Source organism: Curtobacterium sp. PvP017, assembly GCF_054060195.1.
In genome coordinates this window covers 131,525-144,144 of record NZ_JBSSCY010000002.1, presented here as the reverse complement: position 1 = coordinate 144,144, position 12,620 = coordinate 131,525, and the positions used below count along the sequence as shown (strand labels likewise).

12 protein-coding genes are annotated in these 12,620 nt (G+C 71.9%); 7 read left to right on the top strand and 5 right to left on the bottom strand.

The annotated features are described in order from the left end of the window. Nucleotides 1-23 precede the first annotated feature (23 nt). Nucleotides 24-854, top strand: a complete 831-nt coding sequence (locus ACVKXF_RS04650; RefSeq protein WP_456795007.1) for an SDR family oxidoreductase — start codon at nt 24-26, stop codon at nt 852-854. Between the two features lie 48 nt (nt 855-902). Here ACVKXF_RS04650 and ACVKXF_RS04645 read toward each other — a convergent pair whose 3' ends face one another. The 4 genes from ACVKXF_RS04645 to ACVKXF_RS04630 all read right to left on the bottom strand — a co-directional run bounded on the left by ACVKXF_RS04645 (nt 903) and on the right by ACVKXF_RS04630 (nt 5,046). Then, nucleotides 903-2,219, bottom strand: coding sequence for an MFS transporter (locus ACVKXF_RS04645; protein WP_456795006.1), 1,317 nt, complete (start codon nt 2,217-2,219; stop codon nt 903-905). Then, the gene (locus tag ACVKXF_RS04640; protein ID WP_456795005.1) at nt 2,216-2,872 is read right to left on the bottom strand and encodes an HAD hydrolase-like protein; all 657 of its coding nucleotides are present in this window, start codon (nt 2,870-2,872) and stop codon (nt 2,216-2,218) included. The genes ACVKXF_RS04645 and ACVKXF_RS04640 overlap by 4 nt, the downstream gene beginning before the upstream one ends. A 101-nt stretch (nt 2,873-2,973) precedes the next feature. Beyond that, a complete protein-coding gene (nucS, locus tag ACVKXF_RS04635; RefSeq protein WP_123311144.1) occupies nt 2,974-3,669 on the bottom strand; it encodes an endonuclease NucS in 696 nt (231 codons plus the stop codon). 9 nt (nt 3,670-3,678) lie between these two features. Continuing rightward, nucleotides 3,679-5,046 carry an MFS transporter gene (locus tag ACVKXF_RS04630; RefSeq protein WP_456795004.1) on the bottom strand — a complete coding sequence of 456 codons (1,368 nt, stop codon included), beginning with the start codon at nt 5,044-5,046 and terminating at the stop codon, nt 3,679-3,681. Nucleotides 5,047-5,138: 92 nt separating this feature from the next. On the opposite strand from ACVKXF_RS04630, the gene ACVKXF_RS04625 reads away from it, so the two are divergent. The 5 genes from ACVKXF_RS04625 to ACVKXF_RS04605 all read left to right on the top strand — a co-directional run bounded on the left by ACVKXF_RS04625 (nt 5,139) and on the right by ACVKXF_RS04605 (nt 9,811). Continuing rightward, nucleotides 5,139-6,266 carry a LacI family DNA-binding transcriptional regulator gene (locus ACVKXF_RS04625; RefSeq protein ID WP_456795003.1) on the top strand — a complete coding sequence of 376 codons (1,128 nt, stop codon included), beginning with the start codon at nt 5,139-5,141 and terminating at the stop codon, nt 6,264-6,266. Nucleotides 6,267-6,323: 57 nt separating this feature from the next. After that, the gene (locus ACVKXF_RS04620) at nt 6,324-7,133 is read left to right on the top strand and encodes an isocitrate lyase/PEP mutase family protein (protein ID WP_456795002.1); all 810 of its coding nucleotides are present in this window, start codon (nt 6,324-6,326) and stop codon (nt 7,131-7,133) included. Between the two features lie 45 nt (nt 7,134-7,178). After that, complete coding sequence (locus ACVKXF_RS04615; RefSeq protein ID WP_456795001.1) at nt 7,179-7,691, top strand: ASCH domain-containing protein; 513 nt, start codon at nt 7,179-7,181, stop codon at nt 7,689-7,691. Between the two features lie 126 nt (nt 7,692-7,817). After that, nucleotides 7,818-9,167 carry a sensor histidine kinase gene (locus ACVKXF_RS04610; RefSeq protein WP_456795000.1) on the top strand — a complete coding sequence of 450 codons (1,350 nt, stop codon included), beginning with the start codon at nt 7,818-7,820 and terminating at the stop codon, nt 9,165-9,167. Continuing rightward, complete coding sequence (locus ACVKXF_RS04605) at nt 9,164-9,811, top strand: response regulator (RefSeq protein WP_456794999.1); 648 nt, start codon at nt 9,164-9,166, stop codon at nt 9,809-9,811. The genes ACVKXF_RS04610 and ACVKXF_RS04605 overlap by 4 nt, the downstream gene beginning before the upstream one ends. Nucleotides 9,812-9,845: 34 nt before the next feature. Here ACVKXF_RS04605 and ACVKXF_RS04600 read toward each other — a convergent pair whose 3' ends face one another. Next, nucleotides 9,846-10,439 (bottom strand): CGNR zinc finger domain-containing protein, encoded by a 594-nt coding sequence (locus ACVKXF_RS04600; protein WP_456794998.1) that lies wholly within the window; start codon nt 10,437-10,439, stop codon nt 9,846-9,848. 63 nt (nt 10,440-10,502) lie between these two features. On the opposite strand from ACVKXF_RS04600, the gene ACVKXF_RS04595 reads away from it, so the two are divergent. Then, nucleotides 10,503-11,978 carry an MFS transporter gene (locus ACVKXF_RS04595; protein WP_456794997.1) on the top strand — a complete coding sequence of 492 codons (1,476 nt, stop codon included), beginning with the start codon at nt 10,503-10,505 and terminating at the stop codon, nt 11,976-11,978. Nucleotides 11,979-12,620: the final 642 nt, after the last annotated feature.

Below are 12,620 nucleotides of genomic sequence, written 5' to 3'. Positions count from 1 at the left end.
CGACACCGATCGAAGGAGCGACCATGACCATCGCCATCACCGGAGCGACCGGCAACATCGGGGGCGCCGTCGCACGCGCGCTCGCCGCGGACGGCGTGCCGTTCCGGATGATCGTGCGCGACGCATCGCGCGCCCCGGAGCTGCCCGGCGCCGAGGTCGCCGTCGCGACGTTCGCCGACGCCGAGGCGAGTCGTGCGGCGCTCGAGGGCGTCGACGTCCTCCTGATGGTGTCCGCTGCCGAGGCCGAGGACCGGCTCGATCAGCACCGCACCTTCGTCGCAGCAGCTGCTGAAGCCGGCGTCCGGCACGTCGTCTACACCTCGTTCCTCGGTGCGGCAGAGGACGCGACCTTCACCCTCGGGCGCGACCACTGGGCGACCGAGCAGGCGATCCGCGCGACCGACACGGCCCACACGTTCCTGCGGGACAGCTTCTACCTGGACTTCGTCGAGGACCTCGTCGGTGAGGACGGCGTGATCCGCGGCCCTGCAGGGGACGGCGCCATGGCGGCGGTCGCCCGTGCGGACGTCGCACGGGTCGCGACCACCGTGCTGCGGGACCCGGGAGCGCACCTGGACCGCACGTACGAACTGACCGGACCGGCAGCGATCACGCTGGCAGAGGCGGCTGCCGTGGTGTCCGAGGTCCGCGGCCGCACGGTGACCTACCACCCGGAGACCCTCGACGAGGCGTACGCGTCGCGGGCGCAGTGGAACCCCGAGCCGTGGCAGGCCGACGCGTGGGTGAGCACCTACACGGCGATCGCCGAGGGGGCCCTCGCGCACGTGTCCGGCGACGTCGAGCGGATCACGGGCCGGGCACCGATGTCGCTTCGCGAGGTGCTCGCCGCCTGACGGGCACGTGCGGGACGGAGTGCAGCGCCCCGCCCAGCAGCGAGCGGGTCAGGAAACGCGACGCGCGGCGATCGTGCCGACGATCCCGAGTGTCAGGACCGACACGAGCACGACGAGCAGCGGTGCCGTCCAGTCCCCGGTCGCCCCGTGCAGCGCCCCGGCGACGAGCGGCCCGGCCGAGCCGAGCAGGTACCCGCCGCCCTGCACGAACGCGGACATCCGACGGGCATCGGCGTCACTCGACACGATGCGCACGATCACGATGAAGATCACGGTGATGCCGCCGCCCTGGGCCGCACCGCCGAGCACCGACCACAGCAGCCAGAGCTGCGGGGCGAACAGCAGCCCGAGCGGCATCGCCAGCCACAGGAACCCGACGAGCGCGATGATCACTCGCGGGCGCCACCTCGTCGCGAGCAGCGGCACGCCGAGTGCACCGACCACGGCCAGGATCTGGAACACCGACGAGCTCGCCCCGGAGGACGCCTTCGAGAACCCGATCTCGTCGTGCAGCAGGGTCGGGATCCAGGCGGTCAGGGCGTAGTACGAGAACGCCTGCCCGCCGAACGCCAGCGTGAGACCCCACGTGATCAGCCGTCGCGCGGGGCGCACCGGCTCGGCAGCGGTCGCCGCTGCGGCCGCGGCAGCAGCCCGGTCGGCGCGGATCGTCCGGATCGCCCCGGTGTCGAGCACCTGGTCGATCGGGCCGGTGATCGGCAGGGGTTCGTCGTCGCCGGACCGCACCGGGCGGCGCCACGCGGCCCGAGCACCCACCGCGTACGTCCAGGCGAACCCGGCGATGACCGCGAAGACGGCCCACACCGCGATCGCGACGGGCCAGCCCCACAGCGCCGCCAAGGGAGCGGTCGCCAGCGAGGTGATCATGGACCCGACGTTGAGCGCCGACGTGTAGACGCCGGTGACCAGTCCGACGCGCTCTGGCGAGGTGTCACGCCGGATGACGACGGGGATCACCACGTTGCCGATCGTGATGCCGATGCCGATCACCGCGGTGCCGACGAGCAGCGCGGCGGACGACGGCATCGAGCGCACGACGGTGCCGGCGAGCACGATGACGAGCGACAGGGACACCGCACGCTCGGGGTCGGCCTTCGCGATGACCCAGCTGGCGAACGGCGTGGCCAGGGCGAAGCAGAGCACGGGGATCGTCGTCAGCAGACCGGCGATCGTGGCGGTCAGGCCGAGGTCGGCCCGGACGTCGCCGATGACCGGGGCCGTCGCGACGATCGGGCCGCGGAAGTTCAGGGCGATGAGGACGATGGCGGCAGGCAGCACCCACGCGGCGGCACGCAGTCCCTGTCGCGCCGCGCCGGTCCGGCCGGTACCGTCGGTCGCGCCCGTCACGGCAGCAGGATCGGGAGTAGGTCGAGCGGGGTGGCAGCGCTCGCGATGGTGCCCTCGGCCTCGGCGGGGGAGCCGTAGCCCCACTGGGCGAAGACCACCGGGACGCCGTGCGCCGTGGCGCCCTCGACGTCGTGCACCCGGTCACCGATCAGGACGGGGCGGCTCGTGTCGAACCCGTGGGCGTCGAGGCGCCGCAGCGCTTCCTCGACCACGTCGGCCTTGCTCGACCGGACCTCGTCGTCGCTCGCGCCCGTGATGATGTCGATGTCCCCGGTGAGCCCGTAGTGCTCGAGGATGTAGGTCGCCGGCGTCTCGGGCTTGCTCGTCGCGGTCGAGATCGGCAGCCCGGCGTCGTGCAGTGTGCGCAGCACGACGTCGATGCCGGGGAACATCGTCGAGTCGAGGGCGCCGTGCGAGAAGTAGTGCTCGCGGTAGACGGCGAGCGTGTGCTCGGCCTGCGCCTCGTCCATGCCCATCGCGACCCGGAACGTGTCCATGATCGGCGGGCCGACGAACGACATCAGGGTGTCGTGGTCGGGCACCGGGACGCCGACGGTGCGGAAGGTGTGCGTCAGGCTCTCGAGGATGCCCGGCGCGGAGTCGCTGATGGTGCCGTCGAGGTCGAACAGGATGGCGGAGAACGGGCTGGTCATGTCCTGCCCACCCTAGCCGGGCCGTGGCGGCGACCATCCGGGATCCGTCGGCGGTGTGACGGGGGCGAGCCGCGCCTCCAGGCCGGACGGTCCGACGTGGCTCAGAACAGGCGGGTGTGCCCGCCCTCGATGCCGCGCATCGCGTCGTAGTCGAGCACGAGGACGCGGATGCCGCGGTCCTCGGCGAGGGTGCGCGCCTGCGGCGCCACGGTCTGCGCCGCGAGCACGCCCTGCACCGGACGCAGGTGCGGGTCGCGGTTCATGAGCTCGAGGTACCGGGTGAGCTGCTCGACCGCGTCGATGTTGGCGTTGCGCTTCATCTCGACGGCGACGCTCGCCCCGGCGTCGTCGCGCGCCAGGATGTCGACCGGTCCGATGGCGGTCATGTACTCGCGACGGACCAGGGTGTGGCCGTCACCAAGGAGCTCGATCTGCTCCGCGAGGAGCTGCTGCAGGTGCGCCTCGACCCCGTCCTTGACCAGGCCCGGGTCGACGCCGAGGTCGTGGGTCTGGTCCGCGATGACCTCGTGGATGGACACGATCAGACGGTCCTGGGTCTTCTTCTGCGTCACCGTCCAGACCTCGGTGATGCCACCGACGGCCTGCTCCTCGTCGGGCTCGCTCATCTCGATCGAGCACGGCGGGCTCATCCAGTTCAGCGGCTTGTAGCTGCCACCGTCGGAGTGCACGAGCAGCGATCCGTCCGCCTTGAGCATGAGCAGACGGGTCGCGAGCGGCAGGTGGGCTGAGAGCCGTCCGGCGTAGTCGACGGAGCAGCGGGCGATGACGAGACGCACCCGGGAATCCTAACGGGCGTCGCGTCCCGGCCCGGACGGCGCGCTCGTTGCGCTGTCGGCGCTCGTCGCGTCGGTGGCGCTCGTCACGTTGTCGGCGCTGTCAGCGCTGTCGGACGGGAGGCGCGGCTCGCCCCCGCCGTGTCCGTCGCCACGCCCGCGGGTCGGCCGGGCGGCGGCGCCGGTCTCACGGGCGGCACCCGACGCGAGTCCCGCCGCGATGATGAACACGAAGACGACCAGGAGCGCACCGAGCAGTCCGACCTGCTCACCGAGGAACCCGATCAGCGGCGGCCCGGCCAGGAACGCCACGTACCCGATGGTGGCGACGGCGCTGACCTTGGCGGCTGCGGTGCGGGGGTCGTCGGCCGCGGCCGACATGCCCATCGGGAAGCCGAGGCTGGCACCGAGGCCCCAGAGCACGACACCGACGATCGCGAGCGGCACGTTGTCGATGAAGATGAGCATGCCGAGGCCGACGACCGCGACGGCAGCGCTGATCCGCAGGATCGGGACCCGACCGAACTTGTCGATCAGGGGGCTGCCGGCCACGCGGCCGACGGTCATCGCGGCGAGGAACACCGTGAGCACTCCGGCACCGGCGGCGTTGTCGAGCCCGTGGCCGTCGATCATCGCGAGCGGCAGCCAGTCGTTCGCGGAGCCCTCGGCCAACGCCATGCCGAGCACGATCACACCGATGAGGATCGTGGAGGGCTGCGCCCAGACCTGCCAGCGGGTGAGCGGCGTCGCGACCGGGCTGGTGTCGGTGGAGACCTGCTCCGCGAACCGGTGCTCGTCCTGGAACTTCGTGACGGCGACGAGCATGGCGGCGCTCGTGATGACGACCAGGACGATGAAGTGCAGGGAGACCGGGATCTCGAGTTTCTCGGCCAGGGCTCCGAGGCCCGCACCGGCGAGCGTGCCGAGGCTGAACGCGGCGTGGAACAGCGGCATGATCGTGCGCCCGCCGGCCTTCTCGGCGGCGGCTCCGGAGACGTTCATCGACACGTCGCACAGGCCGTTGCCGAACCCGAAGGCGATCAGCGCGATCCAGATGGCGGCGAAGCCCCACTCGAGCGTGACCGCGATGCCGGCGAAGACCATGCCGAGTGCCAGGCAGGCGGCGGCCACCTGCACACCACGGCGCGCTCCGAGCTTCGCGACGATGTGGCCGGCGAAGGTCAGGCCGGCGATCGAGCCGACGGCCATGCCGAGCACGAGCAGGCCCATCTCGAAGGTGCTCGCCCCGAGTGAGTCGCGGACGCTCGGGATCCGGCCGAGCCAGGTCGCGATGTCGAGCCCGGACAGGGTGAACACGACGAACACCGCGATGATCCAGGCCTTCGTGGTCGGGACGGTGCGGGTGGACGGCGTCGTCATGGTGGTCCCATCGTGCTTCGTTGCGTGTTCTGGTGCGTGCGTTGCGTCGATCGAATCGATTCGACCGCTTGTTCCCGCTACGCTAACCGGCGATGGACGAACCGGCAACAACACCCGGCGCGTCGCCTTCCCGCGGCGGCGTCGCCCGTCCGTCGCGCCCGACGCTGGCCGCGGTCGCCCGTGCCGCCGGTGTCGCGCCGTCGACAGCCTCGCTCGCGTTCAGCGGCAGCGGCCCGGTGTCCGAGGACGCCAAGGCCCGAGTCCTCGCCGCCGCCGCCGAGCTCGGCTACGGCGGCCCCGATCCTCGTGCGCGTTCGCTCCGCCGAGGGCGTTCCGGCGTCATCGGTGTCGTCATGGACGAGCGTCTGAGCGATGCCTTCCGTGACCCGGTCAACGTCCTGACGCTCGACGGCATCGCCGAGGTAGCCGGGGCTGCGGGCGCTTCGCTCTTGCTCGTCCGGAGTCCGCTCGACGACGAGCAAGGGGCCGGGCCGCTGGTGGACGCCCCGATGGACGCCGTCGTGCTCGTCGGGTGCAACGTCCGGATCGACCCGGCCGTCGCGGTGCTGCGGCGTCGGCAGATCCCCGTCGTCGCGATCGAGGCCGACGAGATCGAGGGCGCCGTGCCCGTCCAGCTCGACAACCGGGATGCCTCACGCCGTGCTGCGGAGTACCTGCAGGACCTCGGGCACGCCGCGGTCACCGTCGTGACGCTGCCGCTCGACGCTGCTCGTCGCCGGGGGCGCATCGATGACCACCGTTTCGCTTCGGGCATCGCGTTCACGACGCTCGAACGGCTCCGCGGTGTGCGCGAGGTCTACCCCTCCGCCGTGGCGATCGAGACTGCCGGGAGCTCGGTGGAAGAAGGACGCCTGGCCGGTGTCGAGCTGTTCGCCGCGGACGGCCCCCGACCGACCGCGGTGATCGCGCAGAGCGACCTGATCGCCGTCGGGGTCATCTCGGCCGCTCTCGACGCCGGACTCCGGGTGCCCGAGGACGTCAGTGTTGTCGGGTTCGACGGCATCACGGTGGACGACAGCCTGCTGCACCGGACCCCGATCCGACACCTGACCACGCTCGTGCAGCCGTTCGTGCAGAAGGGCCAAGCGGCAGCCCGTGCCGCCCTGGCCATGCTCGAGGGGGCGGAGCCGCAGCCGGCGTCGTTCCGCTCGGAGCTGCGCGTGGGTGACACGACAGGGCCGCCGCCGACGCTGCGCTGATCCCACGCCGTCCGGAATCCGCCAGACCGGGGCGGCGGTGCAGGCTGGACTGGCTCCGTGAACAGCACGACGACAGCAGCAGCCACCCGCTTCCACTCGCTCCACCGGAACCAGCAGCATCCGCTCGTCCTCGCGAACGCGTGGGACGCCGCGAGTGCCCGACTGATCGAGGCCGCCGGTGCCCCGGCCATCGCGACCACCAGCGCGGGCGTCGCGTGGTCGCTGGGGTACCCGGACGGCAATGCCCTCCCGCTCCACGAAGCACTCGGCGCGATCAGCCGGATCACCGCCGCGGTCTCCGTCCCCGTCACCGTGGACATCGAGGGTGGCTCCGCGGACGCTGCCGACGGGGTGGAGCGCACGGTGGACGCGGTCCTCGGAGCGGGCGCGGTCGGGATCAACATCGAGGACGGCGTGCTGCCACCGAGCGAGCTCGTCGACCGCATCACCGTGGCCCGCCGTGCCGCCGAGCGCGCCGGAGTCCGGCTGTTCGTCAACGCGCGGACCGATGTGCACCTCGCTGGGCTCGTCGCGCCGGACCGGATGCTCGCGGAGTCGATCGACCGCGCGAACCGGTACGTCGACGCCGGGGCCGACGGCGTGTTCGTCCCGGGGGTCGGCGACGTCGACACGATCCGCGCGCTCGTCGAGGCCGTCGGTGCGCCCCTGAACGTGATGGCCGGGCCGGGGTCGCCGATCGTCTCGGAGCTCGCCGCACTCGGCGTCGCGCGCGTGAGCCTCGGCTCCGGGGTCGCGCAGGCCGCGTACGCCGTGGCGCGCCAGGCGGCCACCGAGCTGTTGACCGCGGGGACCTACGACTCCACCGCCCGGGGCGTCGAGTACGGCGAGATGAACGCACTGTTCTGACGGAGCGGGCCGACGATCAGCACCTCGTCTGCCACGATGATGCCCATGAGTGACCTTCACGACGTGGTCCCGGTCGCACCACCGGACCTCGATGCCGCCACCACGATGTGGACGGACTACACATCGACCCGGCCGCGGGAACTCGGTGATTACGACTACACGGTGGAGCACTTCGGTGACACGGCCCGGCTCGCTGACGAACTGCTGCGGATCGTCCTGTCCGGTGGGAAGCGTGCCACCGCCGAGCTCGTCTCCGAGTTCGCGCACCGAGGTGACCCGTTGCCCCGGATCGGGTCGCACTGGATCGCGTGCGACAGCTCGGGCACCCCTCGGATCATCATCCGGAGCACCGCGTTGCGCGTCGGTCGGTTCGACAGTGCCGATGCGGCGTTCGCGGCCGCGGAGGGCGAGGACGATCGCTCCCTCGAGAGTTGGCGACGCGAGCACCGCCGGTACTGGGAGCGCACCTGCGCTGCTCGGGGTGCGGTCTGGTCGGACCGCGACGAGATCGTGTTCGAGTACTTCTCCGTGGTCTGGCCACCCGAGCACGCCGACTGAGTGCGGCGCCGCCCGCCGTTCGGGTTTTCCCCCAGCAGTCAGAGGGCCTGCCCGGTCCCGTGAACGCCTGCGTCCCCCGAAGCTGGGAACCGCGCACCACACTCCCGGTCACCACGAAGAGGTCTCATGTCCCGCACCACCGCCCTGATCCCGCCACACACCACCGTTCCACGGTTCCGGTTCGTCTCGGGACTGTTCACCGCAGCGACCTGGCGGCAGTTCGCGTTCCACGCCGCGCACCTGCCGATCGCCATCGGAGCGGTGACGTGGTTCGCCCTGGCGGTCGGCATCGGGGTGCCGTCGGCGGTCACGTGGTTCGGGCTGCTCGTCACGGCGTTCCTCGTCGGCGGTTCCGCGTGGTTCGCCACGGTCACCCGTCGCATGTCCGCGGCGCTCCTGGGACAGGAGGTCGTCGCGCCGACGATCCGCCCGCGTCGCGGAGGTCCCCTGGCCTGGGCGACCACCCGGCTGACGGACGGCTCGACGTGGCGGGCGTTCGCCTACCTGCTGGTCGGCTTCGTCGTCACGACGGCATCCTTTGCCGTCTCGGTCGCGGTGCTCGTCTCGGCGCTCGGCGCGATGACCCACAGCATCTGGGGTCGTTTCCTGCCGGAGCAGATCGGTGCGGACGGGCTGGAGCATCGTGGTGCGCAGTTCCTCGGGGTGTTCGTCGACACCGTTCCGCTCCAGATCGCGTTCGCCGTGGTCGGCCTGGTCCTGCTCGTCGCTGTCTGGCCCGCCGTCAACCACGGCCTCGGGTCCCTGCAGCGCGCGGTCATCCGTTCGATGCTCGGCGCCGACCTCCGGCAGCGCCGCCTCGCCGAGGTCACTGCGTCCCGTGACGCCGCCGTGGTGGATGCGGACAGCACGCTGCGCCGCATCGAGCGTGAGCTGCACGACGGTACGCAGGCGCGTCTGGTCGGCCTGGCGATGACCCTCGGAGACGCCCGTGACCGACTCCAGAGCAGTCAGGACGCCGCCGGGTCCGGAGTGGAGGCGCTCGTCGCCCAGGCACACGCCTCCACGAAGGAAGCACTCGTCGAGTTGCGTGCGCTGGCGCGGGGGATCCACCCGCCGGTCCTCGACGAAGGGCTCGAGGCCGGACTCGCATCGGCGTGCTCCCGCACCCCGTTCCCCGTGACGCTGCACGTGGACCTGCCCGTCCGCCCGTCGCCGGTCGTGGAGGGCATCGCCTACTTCGGGGTCCTCGAGCTGCTCACGAACGTGTCGAAGCACGCGGGAGCTACCGCGGCCACGGTCGACGTGGCTCTGGACGGGCCCGAACTCGTCGTCACGGTGGCCGACGACGGCGCGGGCGGCGCCCACGTCTCGTTGCCGCGGCCCGACGGGCAGGGAACCGGCCTCGCCGGACTGCTCGAACGACTCCGAGCGGTCGACGGCACGCTCGAGGTCCAGAGCCCGATCGGCGGCCCCACCACGGTCCGCATGACGATGCCCTCCGGGGCGGCCACGTGAGGATCGTCATCGCCGACGACAACACGATCGTCCGTGAGGGGCTGGCGTCGTTGTTGCACGGGCGCGGTCACGAGATCGTGGCGGCCGTCGGTGACGGTACGGCCGTCCTCCCCGCGCTCGCGTCCGAGCACGTCGACGTCGTCGTGATGGACATCCGGATGCCGCCGACCCACACCGACGAGGGCGTGCGAGCCGCGGTCGCCCTCAAGGCGGCGCGACCCGAGGTCGGCGTGCTCCTCTTCTCGCAGTACGCCGAGGTGCGGTGGGCGCGAACCCTGCTCGACGTCGCGACCGTCGGCGTCGGCTACCTGCTGAAGGACCGGGTCGCCGAGGTCGCCACCTTCATCGAGTCGTTGCAACAGGTCGCGGCCGGCAACGTCGTGCTCGACCCCGAGGTCGCCGCCGCGCTGGTCCAGGCACCACGGCCGCTCCGCGACCGGCTCGACCGGCTCACCGCACGTGAGACCGACGTCCTGCGGCTCATGGCCGAGGGGCGGTCGAACGCGGCGATCGCCGAGACGCTGTTCCTGTCGGGCGGGACAGTCGAGAAGCACGTGACGGCCGTCTTCGCGAAGCTCGGGCTCGAAGCGACGACGGCGGACCACCGGCGGGTGCTGGCCGTTCTGCGGTTTCTGTCCGCCTGACGACCGGGACGGGCGCCGTCGCTGGCGCTCACCCTCACGCGTGCTTCTTGGCCTGGTGCCGCGCGACCCGGTTCCGGTTCCCGCAGCCCGCGGCCGTGCACCAGATCCGGTTGTGGCGCGGCGACGTGTCGAGGTAGACCCACCCGCAGGCGTCGTCCCCGCACTGTCGGGCAGCACGGAGGTCCGAGGTGAGCAGCTCGTGTGCCAGCACGGCGATCGCAGCGCGCGGCCCGGTGAGGTCGCTCGGGACCCGCCACGACCACGAGAGCCCGGTGTCGTCGTGCGCGAGCACCGACCTGGTGAGTGCGTCGACGTACTCGTGGGCGATCAGTTCCACGGCCGACGCGGACGACTCGAACACGGCCTCGTAGATCGCCTCGCGCAACGCGATGACGGCCGCGTGTTCGTGAGCTGCCGCCTCCGGAGCTCCCGACGCCATGGCCTGGAGTCCGCCGTCGCCGTTCGGCACGACGCCCGTCTGGTTGCACCACCGCACGACGTCGTCGTACGACGAGAGCGTGTCGATTGCGCGGCGGTCGTCGAGACGCCAGTGGACTGTGTCGACGAGGTCGAACCCCGCGTGACCGCCCACCTCGGGGAACGTCGTCGTCGTGCCTGCCGCAACCATGACGCCAGGCTAATGCCTGGATTCGGGTTGCGCCATTAGACCGACCCTGCCACTGTCTAATGCGTGAAGGACAAAGAAGCCATTAGCGCCGGACGGCACCGGCCGGCACGCCTCGGGGCGGACTTCGCCCGGTTCTGGACTGCACAAGGCGCATCGGCTGTGGGCGGCCAGATCAGCGAACTCGCGGTGCCGCTGCTGGCCGTGCTCGTGCTGCATGCTTCGGCGAGCGAAGTCGGACTGCTCGGTGCGGCCCGATGGGTGCCGTTCCTGGTCCTTGCGCTTCCGCTCGGTGTGCTGGTCGACCGCTGCCGGCGCAGGCCGATCCTGATCGCGTCGGACTTCGCTCGCGCCGTCCTCACCGTCGGAGTCGTCGTCCTCGCGTTCTCCGGTGCGCTCACGCTCCCGGTCCTCGTGCTCCTGGTCTGCCTGCTCGGTGCGTTCACCGTGGCGTTCGAGGTCGGGTACCAGTCGTTCCTCCCGACGGTGGTCGGCCGGGAGCACCTCGAGCGCGCGAACGGGCGGTTGCAGGCGACGGCGTCGGCGGCCGAGGTCGGCGGCCCGGGTCTGGGCGGATTCCTCATCCAGGCGCTGTCCGCGCCGTGGGCGCTCCTCGCCCATGCCGTGACCTACCTGGTCTCGGCGCTCTCCTTGCTCGGCATCGCCGCCACCGAGCGTCCGCCCGAGCCGTCGGGCCGCAGCGCCCTCCGCGACCTCGGTGATGGACTCCGGTTCGTCGGACGCGACCGGTACCTCGTCTCCTTGGTGGGGTTCGCCGGCATCTACAACCTCTTCGCGCAGTGGGTGATGGTCCTGTTCACCGTCCACGCCGTCCGGGAACTCAGCCTGACCGCCGGCCAGCTCGGCCTGGTCTTCAGCCTCGGAGCGATCGGAGCGGTCCTGGGGGCAGCAGCCGCGCCGTCGAGTGTCCGCCGGTTCGGCGGTGGCCCCGTGATGGTCGCCTGCGCTGCGGCCGAGTGCATCGCCCTCGCCGCCTTGCCGGTGGCCGATGCGTCCTGGCCGGTCCCGGTGCTCATCGCGGTCCTCGTCGCGGTCTTCGCGGTCAACGGCGCGGGCACCTCGCTGTCGAGCGTGGTCGCGCTCACCCTCCGACAGCTGCGGACGCCGGACCACCTGCTCGGCCGCGTGAACGCGACCATGCGGTGGCTCTCCTACGGCGTCATCGCGATCGGCGCCGCACTCGGCGGCATCGTCGGCGAGTCTGTCGGCACCCGTGCCGGCGTCGGGCTCGGCTGCGCGGGCACCCTGCTCACCGTCGTCTGGGTGGTCGCGTCACCGCTTCGACGCGTCGGAGACCCCCGCCTCCTCGCGACCCACGACGCAGCGCCGGCTGCGCTCCGCCCAGCACCGGGAAGGTCATCGCCGCCACACCCCGAGCCCCACCACCGCGACCAGGTTCACCGCACTCCCCACCAGGAACCCCGTCGTCCCACCCGCGACCCCCGCGACGGGTCCGAGCACCGCCATGAGCACCGCCCCCACCACGAACCCGGCGACCGACGCCAGTGCGACCTGCCGTGACCGACCCGACGCGAGCACCAGCGCAGCCGGCACGAGCCCGACGGTGAACACCCACACCGCGACCATCAGGTACCGCAGGTCGGCGACGGCAGCCGTGCCCTCGGCGGGGTAGACGATCGGCAGGAACCACCCGGCGAGCAGCGCCACCAGCCCGAACACGACGGCGGACGCTGCCGCGAACCCGACGACGAGCACCAGCGCCCCGCGTGACCGCAGCGAGCCGCCATCGGTCCGGTGCGCGAACGCCGGCACGAGCACCTGTCCCAATGCCTGTCCGAGCATCGACGCCGGCGTCGCCAGGGTGAAGGCAGCCGCGTAGACCCCGGCCTCGTGCGCCGACGACGTCACCTGCGCCGAGATCATCGTCAACTGCAGCAACCCGTTCGAGGTCACCACCGCCAGCACGTTCCACGCCGCGAACCCGAGCACCCCGGCGGCGGGCTCGCGCGAAGCAGGCGCGAAGCCGTTGCCCCGCGGCCAGCACGCGATCGCGAACACCGTGTACCCGATGGCCAGCGGCAGCAGCACGAACGGCTCGAGCCGGGCGACGCACGCCACCACGAGCAACCCGAGCGCCAGCACGCTCGTCACGGAGTCCCACAGCGCGACCCGCGGCGCCCGGTCGTAGCCGAGCTGCGCACC